The organism is Methanosarcina sp. UBA5 (assembly GCF_002505485.1).
Lineage (GTDB): Archaea > Halobacteriota > Methanosarcinia > Methanosarcinales > Methanosarcinaceae > Methanosarcina.
In genome coordinates, this window is record NZ_DAVG01000014.1 from 16,192 (window position 1) to 38,798 (window position 22,607).

Below are 22,607 nucleotides of genomic sequence, written 5' to 3' on the forward strand. Positions count from 1 at the left end.
TTACTTCTCAATATACAGGAATCAAGCCCGAGTTGTCACCTGTAATACACTCTCCACTTTTAGCAGTTACTATAAAGGTGTTTTCAATTCCTACCATTCCTATTTTTTCAATTCCCTTTTTAGGTTCGAGGGCAAATACCATTCCTTCTTCAAGAGGTTCATCAAAACCTTCTGCGATCACAGGCAGCTCATCGATTAGCAGTCCGACTGCGTGCCCAAGGAATCTTACCTTACGGTTGCCAAAACCCATGAAATTCTGCAGAAATTCAGAGTCAAGCTTGTTCATTATGGTATTGTAGATTTCCGAAGGAATAGCACTTGGTTTTAACATTGAGGCAACTTCGTTCTGTATCTCTACACATTTATTATGAGCATCTATGGCGTATTGTGGAAGCGAAGAACCAAACATATATGTTGTCGTTTTATCCGTGTTATATCCTTCAACCCCGCATCCAATATCGATGAATACTAGATCTCCTTTTTTCAGTTTTCTGTCACGTTTTCCAATCAAGGGAACCGCAGGACTCATCCCGTACATTCCACCAGGCCCATTAAAGTAAGAAGGATAAATCGAGCTTTCACCAAAACAGACATTTCCCAAGACCATCTCAGTATCAAACATCCCAAACCGGCATAATCCGTGATGACCTTCTTCAACCATAACTGAATATAATTCGGTTGACAGGTCTACTTCACTCATTCCTTCTTTCAGCATTTCAGGTACCAGATCCTCCAGCACATGCTGATGAATCCTTCCAGCTTCTCTTGTTAACGAGAGCTCATATTCGCTTTTTATTGCTCTGACAGCGCAAATTTGAGCATCAGCAGATTTGACATTCTTAAAAGGGAAGTATTTTTGAAACCTTTGATAAAGAGCCAGTGGGACGACTTCAGTCTCCAGATATACCGTGTCCGGAAGTCCGGTTATACTCTTTGCAGCATCACGAAAACTGTTCATAGGCTCTATATTGGGAAATAAAGATTCGTCCAGAGCTCTTTCATAGCTGCGGCGTATCCAAAAAGTTGCTTCTCCGTTTTTAGGGATAATCAACATTCCATCCTGTATCGTACCTGTAAAATAATAAAGATTTATTTTACTGAAGATAACAGCTATTTCCCATTCGGGGTTTGAGATATTCATTCGTTTTTTAAAATTGATCATGCGGTTTTTTAGTTCGGTTAAAGGTACTTTTTTAATCATGGGGATTCCTTTACTAAGTAATCTGTTATCAGTTGTAAAAGTATAACTCAGCATTGAATATAGTTAAAATTTATAAGCTATATGCATATCTGTTATGCATAATAACACTGTTACTTCTCAAAGCGATGACTGGGATTTCTTATCTCGATAAATTTTATTTCTTACGCAAAAACTCTTATGTCTCATATGAAATTTTTATTTTTTATTTTTCTCCTCTTAAAAAATAAAAGTCGACTCTCCGAAGTTGAATTCCTGCCTATTCTTGAATATGGAAAAAAATAATTAGAAAGAAAACAAATTGAAAAGAAACAAAAAGTAAAAACAAAAGGGCTTTTTGAAAAGGGGCTATCATGCTAGGAAAATTTGAAGATCTTATTGAAACAGCTTCAGAAATGGGGCTCAAGGCTTATCTCTTGGATGCAGGTGACATTTCGGTTGAAAACAGGATTGCTCTGAAATGTGCTTATGGCTGCAGAGGTTACGGAAAGAGATTGAGCTGTCCACCTAATATTATGTCGGTTGAAGAATTTAGGAAAATCATAGAAGAATACAATAGTGCGCTTCTACTTGTCGATGAACGCGATACTTCACAGGTGTCGGATATCCTTGAAGCCTGGGGAGAAATTCGCAAGGATTCTTTCCATAAAATGTTAGAGCTTGAACAGGAAGCTTTCAGGGAAGGTTTTACTTTTGCACATCTCCTGAGGCCCGGCTCCTGCAATGAATGTGATGTCTGCAACCTTGAAATGTGCATAAAGCCGGAATTGAGGCGTTTTGCACCTGAGGCTGTAGGAATAAACCTCCAGAAGGCAATGGAAAAGGCAGGACTTGTACTTGAGTTCTGCAAACCTGAGAAAACTGTATGTGTCGGAATTTTACTGCTTGAGTAAAAATTCGAGTAAAAAATGAACCATCCATATTCAAAATATTTTACAGTACCTTTCCAAAGTGTCGAAAGATTAAAAGGAATACTAATGAAAATGTGAAATTAATAACAAATTTTAACTTTATGATTCTGGAGTAATGTCAAAATTAATGAAAGTAATTAGAAATTTAGAACCTTCATACATAATATTCTAGTTTAACTAGCTATCGTAGTTTAATTAGCAAAGACAGAAGTTATATTAACTCCCCGACATAATTTATGGGAAATATAGCAAACTGGAGGTTTTTTCAAATTGAGTTCTGAAAAGTTAAAAATAGCTGTCTTAGGAGGAACTGGCAATATAGGGGAAGGTATGGTGCTCAGACTAGCCCTTCAAAACCTTATGGCTGAAGGTGTGAAGAACGAAATAATTATAGGGTCCAGATCCAAGGAAGCTGCCGACGAAGCCGCAAAACAAGATTTATCTGAGCTTGAAAATTGCGGATTCGATACTTCAGGAATAACTATTATAGGAAACACTAATCTTGAAGCTGCGAAGGCAGCCGAAATAATAATTCTTACTCTTCGTTTTGACCATGTTATACCGTTGCTGCATGATACTCGTGAAGCTCTTGAAAATAAGATTATTATCACTCCTGTAGTCCCAATGTTAAAGGAAGGAGACTTATTTGTATATAAACCTCCAGAAGAAGGTTCAGCTGCTCTTGCAATTCAGAAAAATGTTCCAGCTTCAACAAAAGTTGTTGCAGCTTTTCACAATATTCCGGCAAGAAAATTGAGGGATATTGCTAAATGCAAGGCTGTACATCATGCGCTGGTGTGTGGTGATGATGTAGAAGCAAAGAAGCTGGTCATTAAGCTTACAGAGCATATGGGATGCCTGAAGCCCCTGGATGGAGGCCCTCTTAAACAGGCAAACACTATGGAATCGCTTACACCACTGCTGATCAACCTTGCAAAAATCAATGGACTGAAAGATCTTGGAATAAACTTTTCCTAACAAAACTTTGTAAAATAGCGACAGATATACAGGAAAAGACCCGCAAAGGAAATATTTTGAATTTCGGTAAATGAGTATTTTGAAAAAATACATATTATTTTATATAATATAAATTATATTATCTCTTATGGCACTGGTTTTTACGAATTTCAGACGCAGAAACCTCTGCCTAAAGATAATAATAAATAGATTCATTAATGTCTGATCAGCAAAAATCAATTAACAAATTATCAGTATAAATAAATGCTGATAATTACTAATTGCTAGCGTTGATCCAAATTCTTTACTTCTACTATTAATCCTGGAGACGATCGTGAAATTCAAAATTACTTCTCTAAAATTACTTCTCTAAATATCTAATTTGGAATTGTAAATCGAGTTTCTGACAATGAAAAATAGTTCTGAGAATTTACTGACTTGAGAATAAAGTTAGTTTTGGGATAATCCCTGAATAGATTTAGTTTATGTTAAATATTATGAAGGTAATACCAGCATGAGTGAACTCTGTTAGAAAAGAGCTGACAAGTGAAGAATCTGGAAAAAGGCTTACTAAGAGATAATTTGTCAGGAAAAAGCCTGTTATCGTGAAGCTTCAGAACCCGCTTTCAACTGTGGAGTTTTCTCTTGATCTATCATTTTTATTACTTTTCTTTTCTAAAAAGGAAGAACCGACTAAATCAGACAGTGAATCTGTATGAGTGAAGAATTGCCAAAAGTGTTAAAGGCTGCAGGGCTTGACTTACTTTCCTGCATGCAGTGTGGCACATGCACAGGGAGTTGTCCGTCAGGACGGCATACCGGGCTTAATACGCGAAGAATTCTTCGGGACGCACGCAAGAATAGAGTAGAAATTCTCTCTGATGACGCCCTCTGGCTCTGTACTACCTGCTATACCTGCCAGGAACGTTGTCCGCGCAATATACCAATTACCGATGCCCTCCTTGAGCTCAGGAGACTTGCAGTAAAAGAAGGTTTCATGCTTCCAGAACACAGGAAGATATCGGAAATGGTCATGGAATGCGGGCATGCAGTCCCTCTGGATGAGGAAACAAAGCAAAAGAGGGAGGAACTGGGGCTCGATCCCATACCTGAGACCGTCCAGAAGTATCCTGAGGCCCTTCAAGAGATAAGGAATCTTCTCAAAGCATGCAAATTTGACGAGCTAACGGCTGAAAAATAAGGAGGCAGAATATGGAAAAACTATCTCTATTTCTTGGATGCATTGTACCCAACCGTTACCCAGGAATTGAAAAAGCAACTAAACTCTGCCTGCAGAAGCTTGATATAGACATATCCGACCTGCCAGGAGCCTCCTGTTGTCCTGCTCCCGGAGTCTTCAAGTCCTTTGATAAAGCAACCTGGCTTGCCCTTGCTAGCCGGAATATAGTTCTTTCTGAAAAGAGGGGTAGAGATTTGCTTACGGTATGCAATGGCTGCTATGGATCCCTGGCAGATGCTAATTTGGAGCTGAAAAAGGATCCTGAGTTAAAGGCATGCACAAATAGTTGCCTTAAAGAAATTGGCATGGAATTCAAAGGCACTGCCGAGGTAAGGCACATAATCGAATTTCTATATAAAGAAATTGGGCCTAAAAAGCTCAAGGAGTATATCACAACTCAGCTTGACCTTAAAGTGGCACTACACTACGGATGCCATCTTATCAAGCCTTCAAGAGACCGAAATCTCGGAGAAACGGAGGCTCCGGTTTTCTTTGACGAACTCGTTGAAGCTACGGGTTCAAAAAGCGTAGACTATACTGACAAGATGATGTGCTGCGGAGCTGGAGGGGGAGTCCGTTCAGGGCATGCTACCGAGTCCCTTGAAATGCTTGAGCACAAACTAGCTTGTATTCGGCAAGCAGGAGTGGACTGTATTGTTAATGCATGTCCTTTCTGCCACCTGCAATTTGACAGGGGACAGATCGCAGTCAATGAAAAATTCGGAACAGATTACTCGATTCCTGTCCTTCACTATTCTCAGCTACTGGGTCTTGCTCTTGGTTTTTCTCCATATGAACTGGGAATAGAACAGAATGCTGTTCAGAATATCGAGTTTCTTGCAAAAATCTATGAGCTCAGTGCCGGTTTAAGATAAACCTTAGGAAAAAATATTCAAGCAAAAGTTGAAGATCGAAAATAGGAGAGATGATATTTTCATTTTTCATGCCGAATTACTTTGACCCGTTCTAAAAACGCTATCAAGAAAAATACTGATTTTCAAAAAAATACTACAGAATATAGGTTTATCTTTCACAACTTTATTTTTCATGATTTTTTTCTTTCGTGATTTTATCCTTTATCCTTCATCCTGCATGTACCAGAGACACTTCTGTCTCCATTTACAGGGCCCGCAGACGTCATCAATGTCGGACGCATTAACCAGTTGTGAATTAATTAAACTGAAGGCTTTATCTACCTCTATGATTGTTCCTTCTTTTATCTTTAATTTTTCCATAACAACAAGATCCATATTCCTTATCCTGTGAGAGATGGTTGATTCCTGAGCAGTGCATTCCCTTTTGCCTGGGCAGGAGGCACAGATTACATCACACTCAGATACCAGTTCCAGAGATCTTGAAGGAAAAGCCTTAATATCTGAAATTACGGCCTTCAAATTGGCCACGAAAATCGGGCTATACCCATATCCTTGAAAACCCTGGATGCAGCAAAGGTGATGAGCTCTGATCTTCAGACATTTTGACCCGGTTTTAGAACCCGATCCAGATGTGTTCGATTTTTTGAGCATATCTTTCTCCAGGACTTCAACTCACAGAATTAAAGAATTAATTCTAATAATTAACTCTGAGAATTCATTCTATAGTATCAATTTTTGAATTAGCTAACTGGGGTAACTCTTCAACAGGCAGCGTTATCGCAGGAGCCTCAGAGTATTTTGCAAAAAGGATATCATAACCCGTTTTAAGTCCAAGCATGATATTGAGATTTGTAAGATCATCATTCAGGAGCATGGCTTGACCTATAGGATTACAAACTGCTTCAAACTCCCAGTCTTCGGATTTTTTAATTCCAAGACTGACTTTTTCGAAGCTGCAGACTTTACAGCAAACCGAAAACACCTCAAAATATCTTGAAAGAATATCATAAACCAGCCTGGCTTCTCGCTCATACTCAATACAGAAAGCGATTCCTATTTTTGTATACCCAAGCGTTTTTGCATAAATAGCTATCTCTTCCAGTTTCGTCCTTTTTACATCATCGGATTCGAGCCAGGCAGAAATCTGAATTGATTTCAGATCGTCGCCTGTATACTCAAGCCCAGATTTAATAACAGAACAATTTTTGCCTCTTATGCATTCCTTAATCCTGCATAACGCGCACTGCACACTTTTTTCTCCCGGGTTTTTAAAGTGAATAGGAAATTATAGTCACAAATAAGCTGTGAAGGTATAAATATTTCTACAAGGAATACAAAAATATATAAATAGAGTTCCAGGTAAAAGGAGGAAATCAGGAAAAAATATTAATCAAATTATGAAATATGCGAAAAAGAGATCAAATAACTTTCCTGTATTGATATCCTTTATCGTATAGGTTTGGACCACTAAATATACTTCCAGACAATTTTTTATCTCGGCATCATTTCCTTTAGGTATGCATACTTTATGAGAACTTCCTCTAACTTTGTGGCAGATAACTACAATTTCGCTCTTTTGTACATAAATATATATAGTTTTCTGCTAGAGAAGAGAAATTGTTATATATTTATTCCGCAATGTGCATAAGTAACCTATGAAAAAATGCAGAGGAAGACCAAAGTGCCCGAGGCGCGTTGAGCAAACGCCCGATATCACATATTTCAAGCCCAGAGGTGTCCCGCTGGCGGATCTTGAGGTTGTATTCATCACAGTAGAAGAGGTTGAAGCCCTGAGACTTGTAGATGTTGAAGGTCTCAAGCAGGAAGATGCAGCTATTAGGGTAGGAATCTCAAGGAGGGCTTTCTGGGAAGATCTGAAAGCTGCGAGAATGAAAATCGCTTTTGCCCTTAGCACAGGAAAAGCAATAGAGATAAAGGGCGGTAACTATATCAGCGCTGAAAACGCTGACATTAGTGAAGATACTAACACGTAAAAGGGAAATCTGAAAACCGGGAAAGAACACGGAAATTTTACACAGGCGATAAAAATGACAGATAAGGTTCAACCACTTGAGAGCTTGTCGAAAAAACCAGAAGAGCCAAAAATAGTAGTCAATCTCAGGCGCATCAAACGCAAGATTATGGTAATGAGCGGAAAGGGAGGAGTAGGGAAGAGTACAGTTGCAGCAAATCTGGCTGCTGGGCTAGCCCTACGAGGATACAAAGTTGGGCTTCTGGACTGCGATATTCACGGCCCGACGATTCCTACAATTTTTGGGCTAGAGTCTCAAAGGCCCGAGGTTAATGAAGAAGGCATTCTTCCAATCTCGGTACTTCCCAATCTTTCTATGATGTCTATCGGTTTTCTGCTCGGAGACAAAGATTCTCCTATAATTTGGAGAGGGCCTGCCAAAATGGGAGCAATCAAACAATTCCTGGAAGATGTTAGCTGGGGAGCGCTCGATTTCCTGATTATAGACTTGCCCCCTGGCACAGGAGATGAACCCCTGAGTGTGGCCCAGCTCATTCCCAATTGCGACGGCTCAGTGCTTGTTACAACTCCACAGGACGTAGCTCTGATTAGTGTCCGAAAGTCAATAAAATTCTCCGAAAAACTTAACGTGCCTATCATAGGGCTTGTTGACAATATGCATGGGCTCATTTGCCCTCATTGCGGCAAGCCAATAGAAGTGTTCGGAACTGGAGGCGTGGAAAAAGCCTCAAAAGACTTTAATGTCCCGATTCTTGCCAGACTTCCGATAGAGCCAAAAGTCGCAGAAATGGAAGATAAAGGCACTATTGTCCAGGGTCTGCTTGACCACAGTACGGAATGGCAGAAGAACTTCGAAGCTGTAGTAACAGCAGTAGAAAAAACTCTGGGAGAGGATTAAGGCTAAATAAAAAGAGGAAAAGATTGACACGTTTCCCTAGTTATACAATTTTTCTCAATTGGTTAGCCTCTCGGCTAACCTCTATTCAACCGACTGACCTAGTAATTATAAATCGAACAACATCTCTTCAATTGGCTGGCTTGGTAATCATAAATTGGCTGACTTGTAATTATAACTAGTTATTTAAGATCTCTTTCTTAACTGTATTTTTCCTATTGTTTCGATATTTACTTTTATAATTCAGTCTTGAAGGCTCTTTAAATATATTTTTACAGCCCAAAAGTCTCTGAAACTAAGTATACATTTTTCTTTCCTTTGAGTTAGTTGTTTGAAGGCTATCTAATATTCTAATTTAAAATTCGAGTCTCATAATCAACCGAAAACGAAGGCTATCTTTAAAAATAAAGATTATTTTGAAAAGAGAAAATTATTACGATCTAACATAATTACTAAATAATATGTAATCTACTATAAAATCAAAAACTAATGTTGATAACATGAAGGAGTTAGTTGTACTATTGATCCTGCTTGCAGTTGTAATCTTTGCTGCGGGCTGTACTGATAAAAGCCAGGGGAATTCCACAGATACCCAGGCAGCTCAGGAGAATAATAGTGTTTTCAAAACAAATGAGTCTGAGCAGAACACAACCTCTCAGGAAGCTAAGGAAGGAAGTAGTGTTGTTGTAGTAACCTCCCTTGAACAGATAAACGCATCCCTTAAACAGGGACCAGTTCTTGTGAAAATAGGGTCTAAACACTGTGGACCATGCCAGGCTATGAGGCCCATGCTTAAGGAACTGGCAACAGAATACAGCGGGAAAGCCACTATTGCTTCCATAGATATAACCGAGAGTCCTGATCTTGAAGCTTATTTTAATATCGGATACGTCCCTGATACCTCTTTGATCGTGGGTATCGAAGACGGAGACTATGTGTACATGCAAGAGGACGGAACAGTCACTAAGGATAGATTCAAGGCTAGAATTCAAGGACAAATGGAAAAAGAGGCCTATGAGGATCGTATAAACCTTGCCCTTCTTAAGGAAGGGAAAAGTACATAATAATAAAAATAATCTTAGTTCCCAAATATTAAGCGTATATGTGTAGTAATAAATCTCTATGAAATCAATGGATTACCATTTTGAGATTATGCTACAAAGATCATGTACTTATATTTAGGCGCATACTCAGATATCAGGAGATGTTTATGCGTTTAAAAACGCGGAACTTAGGGAATAAACTTAATGAATAATACTAATTTCTAAACTCATCAATTAGAAGTTCAAATTCATAGTAAAACTCGGAGTTCCGGGAAATACTGTATTAAATAAATTATATAAAGAAATTGAAACCATGTATTATGAAGCTATTTCCCCTGTGGCTGCATTTGGAGCAGGAATTATCAGTGTCCTGTCCCCCTGCATCCTTCCTCTTCTGCCTGCTGTCCTGGCAACATCCGCAGGAAAAAACAAATTGAGACCCCTTGCAATAGTGCTTGGAGTGTCAGTCTCCTTCACCATAATGGGGGTGGCAACCTCTGCTTTTGGGGCAGTATTCAATGCATATACTGATCAATTGAAGATTCTGGCAGAGATTTTAATTCTCATAATGGGATTCGCCCTACTCTTTGACATAAGCCTTTTTAATTCATTTTCAAAGTTTCCCCTTCTGGGAAAAATGAATGATGAAGGACCTGTCTCAGGCTTCTTGCTTGGCCTTTCCCTCGGGGTTCTCTGGATCCCTTGTGTCGGACCAATTCTAGGCTCGATCCTTACCATGGTAGCTGTAGCAGGGAATACTGCTACTGGAGCGGTCACCCTCTCAATCTATTCGCTTGGGTTTGCGATTCCAATGCTCCTGCTTGCATATTCAGCCCACTTTTCCTCCTCTAAAATCCGGCTTATATCAAAGTGGGATATGGTTTTCAAAAAGGGAGCGGGAACAGTACTGGTACTCTTCGGGCTCTGGATGATCTACCAGAATCATTATCAGTGGTTTATGTGAACTACCTCTCCCTAAACCTCTCACCTGACGTCCTAAATTTTGAGAAAAACTCCCTTCTAGTGTTTATATCATTTGAGTATTTGATTCTAAGACAGGGCATAGATGCTAGAATATACCGGCCTATGCCCTAAAGGTAGTAGATTTTTCAGATACTTTTTATTATTCTCTGTTTTTTTGAACTATGTTGGTCAACTGTAATCGAAATCAATATCAAATTTTGATGATCCCATAAGATATTAAAAAATCTCTGTTGTTGGTTCAGTAAAAAAGTGATATTATCAGAATCTATCAAGCTATTAATATATATTAAAATTACATTTTTTAAATAAATTGAATTTTATTTTTTATTAAAAAGGTAATCTAAAAAAGAACTAAATTTTTCGCTTAGAGTCAAAAATGAAATAATGACTGTTAATAGATTCACAAATGATTGAAATGTAAGATAATTTATTAGTCAACTGTAAGATATTATATCAAAGATGGTATTTTTGGAATATAAACTTTCATGTGATTCAGATTTTCTATCAAAAATGCAAAAATCACTGGATTTTTGAACAGAGTCAGCACTGGGATAAAGCATTTAACAACAAATACTGAAAACAAAAACTGGCTCTTCGCCTTTCCTATAGATAAGATATTTTCAATTCAAGACCGCATCGGTTTTTATGGGGACATTATGAGGATATTCATACAAAGCAACGAAGAGCCAAAAAACTAAATGACGATCCAAATGGAAAAATTAGAGAAAGTATTAGTCTTTACTTTCTCTTGCGATTGCAACAAGCTCGTTAACGCATGCAACCGCCATAGGAGTGCCTCCTCTTGTCCCGACACAGCTAATAGAGGGCACAGGAACTTTCAGGTTTCTGACAATTTCCTTGGATTCGGCTGCGTTTACGAAACCTACTGGAAGTCCGATGATAAGAGCTGGTTTCACACCTTTTTCTATAAGTTTGCAGACCATAATAAGCGCAGAAGGCGCATTTCCGATTGCAATAATACTTCCATCGAGCCTCTCCCGAGCAGCCAGGAAGCCTGCTGATGTACGCGTAATTCCGTATTTTTTGGCGATTTCGGAATTTTGGTCTTCATCAAGCACGCAAATAATTTCGGATTTGTGCCCTGCTTTTGTAATTCCGGCCTTTACCATGTTGATGTCTACAAAAATCGGAGCACCCTTTTTAATCGCATCCACACCTGCAGTAATGGGGTCATGCATAAAACGCATGATATCTGCTACAGAAACATCTCCGGTAGCAATAACACAGCGCTGGCGAAAGCGGTCTTCGAGGGTTTTGTTTCCAATGAGTTCCTGAATCATTGTCCTGCTTTTCATGTAAATGGCTTTGGCTTCTTCAGTTCTTGCCCCAGAATCCTTACAAATACTTACAAGTTCGGGATCTACTTCAACAGTAAGCTCGGTAAACTCTTCAAGATTATCGAGGTTTCCAGCTTTCTCATTAGAATTCTGTTCAGTAGTCATACTTTTTTTGATACCCCCTGGGAGTGATTATGAAATCCTTCTTTTGAGAGCTCCAGATTCTGGAATCACCATTTCCAATAAGGATCGTGGTACTCATATCTACCCAATCCTCGTAGTCCATAACTTTTCCAAGAGTGGTTACGATCCTGTCCTCACCATCTCCCCTCAGAGCATTCTTCACAAGTCCGACAGGCACGGAATCGACCTTGTACTTGCGGATAATTTCAATAGCTCGGGAAAAGTTAGACTGTCTCTTACGGCTCTTAGGGTTGTAGAGAGCCATCACAAAATCGGCTTCTGCAGCAAGATTAAGCCGTTTTTCAATAACATCCCATGGTGTAAGGAGGTCGCTCAGACTGATAACTGCAAAGTCCGTTACAACAGGCGCGCCCAGTATACTTGCCCCGGCTAAAATTGCCGTTACTCCCGGAAGAATTTCTATATCGACCTCAAGCCCTTCATGCTCAGCAACCTCGAGCACGATACCTGCCATGCCGTAGACATTGGTATCCCCGCCACTGACCATGGCAACATTTGAGACTTTTGCAAGTTCCACAGCCTTTTTTGCCCTGTCCACTTCTTTACCCATATAGCTGCGGATTACTTCCTGGGTTCCAAGAAGGCTTGCTATCTGGTCCAGGTAAGTACTGTTCCCTAGCACATAATCGGCATTAAGGATTACATCCCTGGCTTTGACCGTCATCTGTTCTACAGACCCCGGCCCAATCCCTACGATGTAAAGTTTTCCTCTTGTTGCTTTATCTTGCGATTGCGATTGTGACTCTGCCATAGATTTTCTTCCTGCAAATCAATTGTTTTTCTTTAGAAAGGGCTAGAGCTGCAGGTTCTGCAACTCCTTTTAATCCAAAGCGGGAAGCCTGAGAGGATGAAGGAGGATTGTAGCTGTTTAGCGTCTCGTCCGGCAAGAAGTCTATTGGAATACCGAGCGTCTCTCCCGCTTCCAGAAGCCCCTGTTCATTTTCCTTAAGTTTCGCAGAAGCAAAAGCCGTAATTTCTCCCAGGCTCAGACCGCACTCATCGAGTGCCTGTTTTACGGCTTCAATAACCTCTTCTTTTGTAATGCCCCTGCGAGTTCCAATTCCTATAATCATCCATTATCGTCTCTGATGAAACGCAGTTCCTTGCCGGGTTAATTTTCGTAAACGCAGCCCAATCAACTTCCAGCTCAATTAAGGTTTACCCTTATTGTTGTCTTTGACTTCTGAAGTCTTCTGCTGGCTTTTTACCAGCACGGATACATCTTCATCTACAACAACAATTCTTGGTCCTTTAACCTCAAGAACCTCGATTTCTTGATCAAGAAGTGCGCAATTTACAGCTATAGTGGATTCTTTGTTGAAGATCTTGCAGCCTAACCGGTCAGCAATACCCTCAACTGAGGGTTTACCGTGAACTTCGGTCGCCGTTGTAAGCACAGGCACTGCTCCAAGCTCAGAAAGCTTTCGGGCAATTTCATTTGCGCCATGATGTCCCCCAAGAAGGGGGATTGCGAAATTCAGGTTTGAATCAACTACGACCACGGCAGGATCAGCCCACTTATTCTCGAGAAGAGGAGCAATATCCCTTACCACAATGCCTGTGGCAAAAACCGCAACTATCGCTCCATAGTTTTCAAAAGCCTTTTTGAATATGCCCTTTTCATAAAGAAGCAGATCGGCTTTCAGGGATTCTGCAATCCTTGCCGCGACCTCCCGATTTCGTTCAAAAGTGATTACAACGGTTCCTGGGCGACTCCGTATAAGTAGGACCTCCTGTAATTTTTAGGGTCAACAACCCCACCGATAATTATCATCGCCGAGCGTTTAATTCCTGCGTCCTTCACCTTATCGGCGATATCTTCCACAGTTCCGGTGATGACTTCCTCATCCTCCCAGGATGCATGAAATACTACTGCAACAGGTGTATCCTTCGGACAGCGAACTTTTTCCATAATCTCCCGGATTTTCTGCGTACCAAGGAAAATCGCCATAGTAGTATTGTAAGCTGAAAGCTCGGGAATAAGGTCTTTTTCCAGGGTTTTTCCAGCAGGACGAGTAATAATGAGAGTATCTGAAACGCCGTTAAGAGTCAACTGTGTATCGAGAGCGGCAGCGCTTGCAAAAACCGAGGATACTCCAGCAACTCTTTCAACTTCGATATCGTATTTCCTAAGTTCTTCCATCTGCTCTATGACGGAACCATAAAGAGATGGATCTCCGCTGTGAAGACGAACAACGAATTTCCCTGCATCTACAGCGTCAGCGATTATTTTAGTGGTTTCTTCGAGGGTCAGTCCATAACTATCCACTGTTTCCCCCTGCGTGTAATTAAGCACCTCAGGATTTACTAGAGAACCTGCATACATTACAAGGTCGGCTTTTTCAAGCATTTCACGCCCGAGTACGGTAATAAGTTTCGGGTTCCCTGGGCCCGCTCCCACAAAATATACTTTCCTTTCCATCTGACCATTCCCTTTGCTTTCGTGTTTTATTTAATAATATGTACTGAGTTCCGCGAATATTACATAGGGCACTTTCACTTCTTTCCGTAAATGATACTGAAGTAGTTCCCCTTTTCTGGGATTTCTTCTTTCTTTCGGATTATAAGCTCGTTGTCCGAAAAGAGTCTTTCTGCAAAGATAAACTCCGTATATCCTTCAGTTTCAAGCTGTTTAACTATGGATTTCGGTTGTGTAGCCTTTAGGTGAATTATATATCCTATCTCAGAACCGTCGCTGACCTCAAAAGAACTTTCAACCGCAACATCGGTTCTGGCAGCAAAGGAGGTGATTGAACTTATGCCAGGCACGGTTGCAAGTTCAACGTCAGGATAGTGCTTACTCATTACTTTTTTGAGATGGGAAAATGTAGAGAAAAAGTTTGGGTCGCCTATAAGCCCGAAAGCCACAGTGCCTTTTCTTGCCTCTTCTGCCACTCTGTCAGCATTTTCCTTCCAGAGAGAATTGAGAACCTCAATATCCCTTATCATAGGAAACTCAAGAATTTCAGCATCTGCATAAGGAGCCACAAGATCTTTTGCCAGGCGACCTGGCACATATATCTTATCGCTGTTTTTCAAAATGTTCACTGCTTTTAGGGTCAGAAGTTCAGGGTCTCCGGGACCAAGTCCTACTCCGATTAACATGCTATTGCTCCGTAGATTCTAAAAATAAATATAAAGCAGATTTAAATTATAAGATCATTTTCAGTTTTGCTTTTTTCCGACAACGATGTATACCGGGTTTTCAGGTTTGAACATCGTTTCTCCGGCAATTGTTGCACTTCTCGAAACCGAAATATGAACTACTTCATCAAAAATTCCGAGTTTTTTCATGGCCTCAATTGTCCTGACAACCGTTTCTATTCGGACGGCATTTACCACAATACTTCGAGCTTTTTTCTTAACAAGGATCTCAAGCACAGAACCAATATTTTTTGTTCCGCCGACAAAAGCACAATCAATAAAATCAGTAAAACTTTCCGAACTCAGGAGATCCGAGGCTTCACCAGCTAAAATCCTGGCATTTTCTATACTGAAATTTTTGAAATTCGTTTCAGTGGCTCGCAGAGCCTCGTTTCGGGCATCTATTGCATAGATAGTGAGATTCCGGGCAAGCTTTGCGGCTTCAATCGATACCGATCCCGTACCGCAGCCTACATCTGCAAACCGATCTCCGTCCCGCAGTCCGAGTTTGGAAAGGGACACAGCAATGATTTCAGGTTTTGTCGGACCACCGCTAACACTTACTATTTCGGACATGTTTTACCTCGGGATAAAGTAAAGCAAATATATGAAATGTAAATAAATATATGCCGATATAATTTTCAATTTATTTAATGGCTTAGTTTTAATCAGGGCCGGAAAATATGCGTTCTTCAGAGATGATTACAGGTATATACATACATAATTAAATCAGATTTATAATTAAATTAGATTTATAGTTAAATCAACTTTTTCTGATCCGCTCGAATATAAATATAACTTGTTGTAGATATACCTTATTATCAGTAAGAAGGGCAGGATAGGAAAGTAAACTTTCATGAACCTGTAAAAAGGACAGGTAATTCTTCTGCAAAAAACTTTAGGCGAATCCTATACATCACTTTTAAGCAAACTTTTTTCCAGGAAGTATCGGGAATTTTATGGAAGAAAAGAGGGGCAGTGTCTCCCGTCATCCTATATATAGTAAAATATGACAAATTATGAATATAATAAATATGTGAATATAGTTAAAAAAAATACGTTGGGTGTTTTGAAAGAAAGAGATTTTAACTATAATGGCATATAATAACTTAAATATATCGGGATACAACGTAATATATAAATCTCGACATATAATGTAAGATGCTGTTTTGAAGAACAGTAATAAGTGCTCCCCCAAAAGAGTGTTTTTTAAATAAGAAGTTAGAGTTCTTAGATTAAATACGACTTATTTTCTGACTGTATACCTGAAATATATCTTTTTCACAGGAAAGCCCCCAAAGTGAAAGCCCGCTTTCTCGATGCAGGGCCCTGCCGCCTGAAAGAAAGGAGGAAAAATGATGAAAGTTTACGAATCATATGAAGATCTGCCCAAACTAAAGCTGCCCTATGGAAACGACGTGTACATAAGTGACAGCACTATCCGTGATGGTTCCCAGATGCCGGGAATCGTCCTGAGCAGAGAACACAAGCTCCAAATTTATGAGTATCTGCACGAGATAGGAATTGAAAAACTTGAGGCCTTTGTATTCAATAAAAGGGATAGAGATGCTGTAGATTTAATGTTTGATATAGGGTATGAGTTTCCCGAAATTACAGGCTGGGCGAGAGCTTCAAGAGCCGATATCGACAAAATTTTAGAAGTAGACGGAATTAAAGAAACCGGAATCCTGATGTCTGTATCGGACACGCATATTTTTTCCAAGATGAAACTCTCAGGCAGGGAAGAAGCCGAAGATAAATATCTGGATGCCCTTCAGTATGCAGTGGACCACGGACTTCGTACACGGGCTCACCTTGAAGATATGACAAGAGCGGATAATTATGGCTTTGTTTTCCCGCTAGTTGAAAAAATTATGGAAATTGATCCCAATTGTATTATTCGGGTCTGCGACACTGTTGGATACGGGATGCCCTTCATCAGTATCGATGAACCTTATGGAATCCCGAAGATAGTGGAGCACCTCAAAAAGGAGATAGGGGTAAAAAATATAGAGACTCACATTCATGATGACTATGGATTCGGGTCAGCAAGTTCCATTGCAGGTTTCTGGCATGGGGCCAACTGGACAAGCGTAACTTTCCTGGGTATAGGAGAACGTGCAGGAAATAGTGAGATGGAAAAAATCCTGCTTTTCCTGGAAGATAGAGTAGAAGGTTTTGATAAGTATAACCTTGAACCGGTTACCCGGTTTGCAGCATTCATGGAAAAAGAACTTGGTTTACGGGTTCCGAGAAACAAGGCTGTTGTCGGGAAAAATATTTTTGCCCACGAATCCGGAATACATGCCGCAGGCGTCCTTAAAAATCCCTTTAATTACGAACCTTACCCTCCAGAATTAGTAGGAGGAAAGCGATTCCTGCTTATAGGGGACTCTTCAGGTCTGGAAGTTATCCGTTATAAGGTTCAGGAGACCTTAAATGAACTTCTTGATGTTGAAACCATTGTGGAAAAAGACGACCGCAGGCTTCTGAAAATCAAGAACGAAATTCAGAAACTCTATGATAATGAAGAAAGAGTTTCCTGTATATCGGATGAAGAACTCCTTGCTTATGTGGAAAAATATTTCCTTTACCAGCCTATCTGCAACCCAGGACGTTCAGGTCGAGGAAAATTGAAAAATAAAGGAAAAATAGCCGATTCTGAGGAAGGAAAATTGAAGGAATGAAAGGATTTCCTTCAGTACCTTCTTATTTGAGAATTTCTGCCGTATACTTTGCAATCTCGCCAGCCATCTGACTGAGTTTTGCATTGCCTCCGAGATCGTAAGTTACATACTTACCTTCGGAAATTACACGCTTCGTAGCCTTAAATATCGCTTCGGATTTTTCTTTTTCGCCAAGGTAATCAAGCATCCATGCTCCTGCAAGTACAGTTGCCACAGGATTAACCTTGTCCTGGCCTGCATACTTTGGAGCTGAACCGTGAGCGGGTTCAAACATTGCGAAAGAATCTCCTATATTGGCGGAGTAGATCAGTCCGATACTGCCTACAAGGGCCGAGCATTCCTCACTTATTACGTCCATGAAAAGGTTTGTAGAAAGGAGAACCTTTTTATTGAAAATCTGCGGGTTCTTTATTAACTGCTGGGCAATATTGTCGATGTGATAGGGCCAGATCTCTATGTCCGGATAATTCTGCCCAACCTTTTCTACCTCTTCTAAGAAAGAGCCACAGGTCAGTTTTAGAATATTGCTCTTATGGATGGGCACAACAGCGTCATAGCCTCTTCTCTTTGCTTCCTCGAAAGCGTAGCTTGCAATCTTGTTGGATGCTGTGCGTGTAATTTTACGGATTGCAATTGAAACATCATCTGTCAGCTGAATTTCCTCTCCAATGTAGAGGCCTTCTGTACCTTCACGCACACAAACCATTTCCACATCTCCGAGAGGTGCACTTGTATTAGGGAAAGTCTTGATTGGCCTAACATTTGCATAAAGATCATATTTTGTCCTTATAGATACGGCCACACTTCTTGGAGAGCCTATTCCTCCGGGCGTGGTTGTTGGCCCTTTAAAACAGGCATCTGAACTGTCAAGAATTTCCCAGGTCTCATCCGGAATAAGGGAATTGCCTCCATGCTTTTCCCACCAGCCGGCTCCTGCCTCACACATAACAAATTCGATGCCTGTGCCAGCGGCTTCTGTAACTTTAAGCATTGCGTCTACAAGTTCGGGGCCTACCCCGTCACCTTTTATTACTGCTGCGGTTTTACTCATAATTATCACCAGATCTTAGGGTTCGTATTTAAAGAACCGTAGCGCCTGAAAAGCTAAAAAAGGGGAACTTTTCAAAAATTCAGTAAGAATAATTGGATCTTCCAGCGTACTCAACGTAAGACTATATATTTCAAGTTTTGGGTAATTAATAATATGCTGAGCAATCTCTAAAGCGAAGTCGATCCGAAACATAGATACCTGCGCACATTTCTAAAAAATCGAATCCAAATTTTCAGAATATATCATTCCAGACTTACCCGGAACTTCATACCTTTGAGGAATGAAAATGCTTGCAAAAATACCTATTACCGATAATCATATGCATATCGATCCCAGAGCCAGGGGACTTGAAGCAGTAAAGGATTTCAAGAACTCCGGAGGAACTCATCTAATTCTGGTCACCAAACCCAGCTGGTCGCTTGGAATAACAGTCAAGAAACCTGAAGATTACCTTAAAGTCTTTGACGAAACAATAGAAATCGCGTCAAAAATCAGGGAGTTGGGAGTTGGAGCTTTTCCTGTACTAGGTGTCCATCCGGCAGAAATCTCAAGGCTTACCGAGTATATGGAACTGCAGAAAGCTACAGAGATCATGAAGAAAGGGCTCGAACTTGCCTCAGGATATGTGGAAAAAGGGCTCGCCGTAGGGATAAAGTCAGGGCGCCCTCACTATCCTGTGCCTGCTGAAGTCTGGGCAGCTTCGAATGAGATTATGGAGTATGCTTTTTCCCTGGGAAAAGAACAGGATTGCGCAGTCCAGCTTCATACCGAAAGTGTGGGAAAGCCTGAACTCCAGGATATAACGGAGAGAGCGAGAAAGACAGGAATTAAAATGTATAAAGTTGTCAAACATTACTCTCCGCCTATGGTGAAAACCTGCGAAGAACTTGGGCTTTTTCCAGGAGTGATCTCGGTCAAGGGTGCAATCGAACACGCGCTTGAAGAGGGAACACGGTTCATGATGGAAACCGATTACATTGACGACACTGACCGACCTGGCGCAGTACTCGGCCCGAAAACAATCCCAAGAAGAACCATAAAGCTGATGGAAACGTACGGGGAAGAACCTTTCTGGACCATTCATAAAGAAAATCCTGAAAAGGTATATGAGATAGAAATTGAGATTTAAAGGCCTTTCGGGAAAAATAAATCATATAAAAAGAGAGACATAATAAGAAAGACAGCATGTGTTTAAGAGAATAACGACTAGAAAAGACATTTCAGTAAAAAGAAGGCTTAAAACAAAAAAGACCCGAAACCGTAAAAAAGCACATAAAAGCAGAGGGTGAAGGGATTAAGAAAACGCCTTCGAATTGAACCCTCTGTCATTTCTGGAAGGAGAAAACTGCCAGAAACCAGTTGTTGCTGCCGGAATAGAGCCTGCAGTTAAAATTCACTTTCTCTGTATTTATTGAGATTTACTTCTCTTTATCTGCTTTGAAATTTACTTTCTCCGTATTTACTTTGAGATTTACTTTCTTTTTATTTTCACGATATCTCCAAGGGTCATATCTTTCTTCATGTGAGAAACTTCCTGTCCTGATTCCTCCACACGTTCAGTAAGTTTGATGTTAAGGGCGTGTTCGAGTTTCTTTCGGACGGAATCTTCTGGCACGATTTCGCTGCGTTCTATTTTTTTGATCAGAGACACTTTTTCTTTGATATTTTCAGCCAGATCTTCCTGAGACCAGCCTTTTGCTTCTCTAGCGTCCCGGATAATCTGATCATAGTTATCCAGGAGTTCGTCTTTCAAAATATCGAAAAAATCCTTTTTTGGCCTATTTTCGGTTCGTGTTACCGTCCGAACCACCGGAGAGACTTTTCTTGAAACGGGAGTTCTCTTATCAACGGGTTTACCGTAAGGAGCACATTTTTGGCAGACCTGGAGCTCGCTGTTATCAATTGTAATGCATATAGGCTTTCCGCGGATCTCTGCACCACATATTTCGCACTGCATATTGATCACTTCGAAAACGCTATATACGGTATGAACTTAAATATTATTCGGAGCTCCATGACGGAAAGTACCAAAAGTAAGGATGAAAGCATGCGCAGTCACCTTGGTAAGCCCGGACCTGTGTATGACGGAATCGAGCCTGGAGAGCTGGGGGAAGTAACTGAAAGCGTCCAGGACCGAATGAGGCAACTTGAAAGCCGAAACAGTTATCTGGAAGAGCAGTGCAGCCAGATTGAATCCGAAAAACGTTATCTGGAAAACCAAAAGATAAAGTACGAACGGGAAATACGAAAGCTGCAGTCTGAACTCGATCGGATGAAGACCTCTCCGCTCATCATTGGTACGGTCATTGATGTAATTAAGAACGATAGGATAATTGTCCGGAGCAGCAACGGACCTCAGTTTCTGGTTAACGTCTCACAATATATTGATGAGAAAAAACTGCTGCCAGGGGCAAAGGTTGCCCTGAACCAGCATACGCTTGCCATTGCCGAGGTCATTCCTTCCACGGAAGAGCCTTTTGTTGCTGCAATGGAAGTCCTCGAAAGCGTAGAAGTGGACTATGACCAGATCGGCGGTCTTGATGATCAAATCCAGGAACTTCAGGAAGCAGTCGAACTTCCTCTCATTGAGCCGGAACGCTTTGCCCGGATAGGTATCGAGCCTCCTAAGGGAGTTCTTCTTTATGGGCTCCCGGGAACAGGCAAAACCCTGCTTGCGAAAGCTGTGGCTCACAGAACCAATGCGACCTTTATCAGGGTTGTAGGCTCTGAGCTCGTGCAGAAATATATTGGGGACGGTTCCAAACTAGTAAGGGAAATCTTCGAGATGGCCCGGAAAAAGGCTCCCAGTATTATTTTCATTGATGAGCTGGACTCAATTGCCGCAAGACGTCTGAACGAGACGACTGGCGCAGACCGTGAGGTTCAGAGAACGCTTATGCAACTGCTGGCAGAGATGGATGGCTTTGACAAAAGAAAAAATATCAGGATTGTGGCAGCAACAAACCGTCCTGATGTCCTTGACCCGGCAATTCTCAGGCCAGGTCGCTTTGACAGGCTTGTTCATGTCCCGATGCCCGGAGTAGAAGCCAGAGGGAAGATTCTCAAAATCCACTGTGAGAAAATGACTCTTGCAGGAGATATTGACTTTAAGAGACTTGCAAAAGCTACCGAAGGAATGAGCGGGGCAGACCTGAAGGCAATCGCAACCGAAGCAGGTATGTTTGCGGTCAGGAAAGACAAAGAACTTGTTGAAATGGGAGATTTCCTAGAAGCAGTGGACAAGGTGTCTATGGCTGCAGATACGCAAAAGATGATGCCTGCCAGTCTCCCTGAAACAACCATGTTCGTGTAAAAAATTCCCCGGCAAACCGAATAGAAAGCCCCTCATGGGCTTATTTTTTATCTTTGGTTTGAGAGAAATCAGGGCTTTTGCAGGAAAAATTGAGGATTTTCCTGGACAGGGCTTTTGTTAGAAGGCCTGTAAGGGAAACCGACAAACTATTTTTGTAATCCATACATAAAAAGTACCTGTGAATTCAGATTTTCATATCAAGCCCGAAGTTCGAATTTTAGGTATAGATGACTCTGCGCTCCTCAATGAAAAGGTGATGATAGTCGGGGCTGTTTTTCGGGGAGGAGACTGGATTGACGGGGTCCTTCGCTCAGAAATCACAAAGGACGGGCTTGATGCTACTGAAGTTATCTGTAAAATGATAAAGAAGAGTAAACATTACGGCCAGATAAGAACGGTTATTCTCGACGGAATCACTTATGGAGGCTTTAATGTTGTCGATATACAGATGCTTTATATGAAAACCGGAATTCCTGTAGTTGTGGTTATGCGGAACTATCCGGATTTCGAGAAAATAAAATCCGCTCTCAAATACTTCCCGGACGGAGAGGAACGATGGACAATAATAAAGCGGGCCGGAAAAATTGAAAGAATTCCAGGTGAAATAAGTCCCATTTATATCCAGAGAGCAGGCATAGGTCTGGAAACAGTGAAAAAGATCGTCCGGCTCACCTCAATCAGAAGTAATATTCCTGAACCTTTGAGGGTTGCCCACCTTATTGCAACCGGTATTGTCCTGGGAGAATCCAGAGGAAAAGCGTAATTGCGTTTTAATAAAAGGAAAGGTAAAAATACAGGGACGGCTTCAGAAAAA

At 40.9% G+C, this 22,607-nt stretch carries 24 protein-coding genes; 12 read left to right on the top strand and 12 right to left on the bottom strand.

Annotated elements, in window-relative coordinates:
- Nucleotides 1–7 precede the first annotated feature (7 nt).
- The gene (locus tag BP621_RS01045; RefSeq protein ID WP_292387414.1) at nt 8–1,141 is read right to left on the bottom strand and encodes a M24 family metallopeptidase; all 1,134 of its coding nucleotides are present in this window, start codon (nt 1,139–1,141) and stop codon (nt 8–10) included.
- 410 nt (nt 1,142–1,551) lie between these two features.
- Between BP621_RS01045 and BP621_RS01050 the strand changes: the two genes are divergently transcribed.
- The 4 genes from BP621_RS01050 to hdrB all read left to right on the top strand — a co-directional run bounded on the left by BP621_RS01050 (nt 1,552) and on the right by hdrB (nt 5,181).
- Nucleotides 1,552–2,091 (top strand): DUF2284 domain-containing protein, encoded by a 540-nt coding sequence (locus tag BP621_RS01050; RefSeq protein ID WP_292387416.1) that lies wholly within the window; start codon nt 1,552–1,554, stop codon nt 2,089–2,091.
- A 288-nt stretch (nt 2,092–2,379) separates the two neighbouring features.
- Nucleotides 2,380–3,087 (top strand): NADPH-dependent F420 reductase, encoded by a 708-nt coding sequence (gene npdG / locus BP621_RS01055; RefSeq protein WP_292387417.1) that lies wholly within the window; start codon nt 2,380–2,382, stop codon nt 3,085–3,087.
- A 694-nt stretch (nt 3,088–3,781) separates the two neighbouring features.
- Nucleotides 3,782–4,267, top strand: coding sequence for a CoB--CoM heterodisulfide reductase subunit C (gene hdrC / locus BP621_RS01060; protein ID WP_292387419.1), 486 nt, complete (start codon nt 3,782–3,784; stop codon nt 4,265–4,267).
- Nucleotides 4,268–4,278: 11 nt separating this feature from the next.
- A complete protein-coding gene (gene hdrB, locus BP621_RS01065) occupies nt 4,279–5,181 on the top strand; it encodes a CoB--CoM heterodisulfide reductase subunit B (RefSeq protein ID WP_292387420.1) in 903 nt (300 codons plus the stop codon).
- 201 nt (nt 5,182–5,382) lie between these two features.
- Here the strand turns inward: hdrB and BP621_RS01070 are convergent, their stop codons facing one another.
- Together BP621_RS01070 and BP621_RS01075 are read right to left on the bottom strand one after the other, a co-directional pair.
- Nucleotides 5,383–5,832: a DUF1284 domain-containing protein gene (locus BP621_RS01070; RefSeq protein ID WP_292387422.1), complete on the bottom strand. Its 450-nt coding sequence runs from the start codon at nt 5,830–5,832 to the stop codon at nt 5,383–5,385.
- Nucleotides 5,833–5,896: 64 nt separating this feature from the next.
- Complete coding sequence (locus BP621_RS01075) at nt 5,897–6,430, bottom strand: DUF1847 domain-containing protein (RefSeq protein WP_292387424.1); 534 nt, start codon at nt 6,428–6,430, stop codon at nt 5,897–5,899.
- Nucleotides 6,431–6,836: 406 nt separating this feature from the next.
- Here BP621_RS01075 and BP621_RS01080 point away from each other — a divergent pair, with 406 nt between their 5' ends.
- The 4 genes from BP621_RS01080 to BP621_RS01095 all read left to right on the top strand — a co-directional run bounded on the left by BP621_RS01080 (nt 6,837) and on the right by BP621_RS01095 (nt 10,076).
- Entirely contained in the window at nt 6,837–7,175 is a 339-nt protein-coding gene (locus BP621_RS01080) for a DUF134 domain-containing protein (RefSeq protein WP_292387425.1), read from the top strand.
- A 54-nt stretch (nt 7,176–7,229) separates the two neighbouring features.
- Nucleotides 7,230–8,072 (top strand): Mrp/NBP35 family ATP-binding protein, encoded by an 843-nt coding sequence (locus tag BP621_RS01085; protein WP_292387427.1) that lies wholly within the window; start codon nt 7,230–7,232, stop codon nt 8,070–8,072.
- 497 nt (nt 8,073–8,569) lie between these two features.
- Complete coding sequence (locus BP621_RS01090; RefSeq protein WP_292387429.1) at nt 8,570–9,133, top strand: thioredoxin family protein; 564 nt, start codon at nt 8,570–8,572, stop codon at nt 9,131–9,133.
- Nucleotides 9,134–9,425: 292 nt separating this feature from the next.
- Nucleotides 9,426–10,076: a cytochrome c biogenesis CcdA family protein gene (locus BP621_RS01095; protein ID WP_292387431.1), complete on the top strand. Its 651-nt coding sequence runs from the start codon at nt 9,426–9,428 to the stop codon at nt 10,074–10,076.
- Between the two features lie 751 nt (nt 10,077–10,827).
- Here the strand turns inward: BP621_RS01095 and BP621_RS01100 are convergent.
- From BP621_RS01100 to cbiT, 7 genes are all read right to left on the bottom strand, one after another.
- On the bottom strand, nt 10,828–11,559 hold the full coding sequence (locus BP621_RS01100) for a precorrin-8X methylmutase (protein ID WP_292387432.1): 732 nt from the start codon (nt 11,557–11,559) through the stop codon (nt 10,828–10,830).
- Nucleotides 11,549–12,349, bottom strand: coding sequence for a precorrin-3B C(17)-methyltransferase (cobJ, locus tag BP621_RS01105; protein WP_292387434.1), 801 nt, complete (start codon nt 12,347–12,349; stop codon nt 11,549–11,551). The genes BP621_RS01100 and cobJ overlap by 11 nt, the downstream gene beginning before the upstream one ends.
- Nucleotides 12,318–12,671 carry a cobalamin biosynthesis protein gene (locus BP621_RS01110; protein WP_292387436.1) on the bottom strand — a complete coding sequence of 118 codons (354 nt, stop codon included), beginning with the start codon at nt 12,669–12,671 and terminating at the stop codon, nt 12,318–12,320. Before BP621_RS01110 ends, cobJ begins: the two co-directional genes overlap by 32 nt.
- Nucleotides 12,672–12,749: 78 nt before the next feature.
- Nucleotides 12,750–13,256, bottom strand: coding sequence for a cobalamin biosynthesis protein CbiG (locus tag BP621_RS01115; RefSeq protein ID WP_349682035.1), 507 nt, complete (start codon nt 13,254–13,256; stop codon nt 12,750–12,752).
- A 35-nt stretch (nt 13,257–13,291) separates the two neighbouring features.
- Nucleotides 13,292–14,020 (bottom strand): cobalt-precorrin-4/precorrin-4 C(11)-methyltransferase, encoded by a 729-nt coding sequence (locus BP621_RS01120; protein WP_292387437.1) that lies wholly within the window; start codon nt 14,018–14,020, stop codon nt 13,292–13,294.
- A 74-nt stretch (nt 14,021–14,094) separates the two neighbouring features.
- Nucleotides 14,095–14,703 carry a cobalt-factor II C(20)-methyltransferase gene (locus BP621_RS01125; protein WP_292387438.1) on the bottom strand — a complete coding sequence of 203 codons (609 nt, stop codon included), beginning with the start codon at nt 14,701–14,703 and terminating at the stop codon, nt 14,095–14,097.
- 60 nt (nt 14,704–14,763) lie between these two features.
- Nucleotides 14,764–15,318 (bottom strand): precorrin-6Y C5,15-methyltransferase (decarboxylating) subunit CbiT, encoded by a 555-nt coding sequence (gene cbiT / locus BP621_RS01130; RefSeq protein ID WP_292387440.1) that lies wholly within the window; start codon nt 15,316–15,318, stop codon nt 14,764–14,766.
- Between the two features lie 782 nt (nt 15,319–16,100).
- Here cbiT and BP621_RS01135 point away from each other — a divergent pair.
- Nucleotides 16,101–17,429: a homocitrate synthase/isopropylmalate synthase family protein gene (locus BP621_RS01135; RefSeq protein WP_292387442.1), complete on the top strand. Its 1,329-nt coding sequence runs from the start codon at nt 16,101–16,103 to the stop codon at nt 17,427–17,429.
- A 22-nt stretch (nt 17,430–17,451) separates the two neighbouring features.
- On the opposite strand, the gene BP621_RS01140 is transcribed toward BP621_RS01135, so the two are convergent.
- A complete protein-coding gene (locus tag BP621_RS01140; protein WP_292387444.1) occupies nt 17,452–18,480 on the bottom strand; it encodes an isocitrate/isopropylmalate dehydrogenase family protein in 1,029 nt (342 codons plus the stop codon).
- 286 nt (nt 18,481–18,766) lie between these two features.
- Here BP621_RS01140 and BP621_RS01145 point away from each other — a divergent pair, with 286 nt between their 5' ends.
- Entirely contained in the window at nt 18,767–19,609 is an 843-nt protein-coding gene (locus BP621_RS01145) for a TatD family hydrolase (RefSeq protein ID WP_292387445.1), read from the top strand.
- Between the two features lie 342 nt (nt 19,610–19,951).
- Here the strand turns inward: BP621_RS01145 and BP621_RS01150 are convergent, their stop codons facing one another.
- Nucleotides 19,952–20,437 (bottom strand): multiprotein bridging factor aMBF1, encoded by a 486-nt coding sequence (locus BP621_RS01150; protein WP_292387447.1) that lies wholly within the window; start codon nt 20,435–20,437, stop codon nt 19,952–19,954.
- A gap of 57 nt (nt 20,438–20,494) precedes the next feature.
- Here BP621_RS01150 and BP621_RS01155 point away from each other — a divergent pair, with 57 nt between their 5' ends.
- Together BP621_RS01155 and BP621_RS01160 are read left to right on the top strand one after the other, a co-directional pair.
- Entirely contained in the window at nt 20,495–21,793 is a 1,299-nt protein-coding gene (locus BP621_RS01155; RefSeq protein WP_292387449.1) for a proteasome-activating nucleotidase, read from the top strand.
- Between the two features lie 178 nt (nt 21,794–21,971).
- Nucleotides 21,972–22,556: a DUF99 family protein gene (locus tag BP621_RS01160; protein ID WP_292387450.1), complete on the top strand. Its 585-nt coding sequence runs from the start codon at nt 21,972–21,974 to the stop codon at nt 22,554–22,556.
- Nucleotides 22,557–22,607 lie beyond the last annotated feature (51 nt).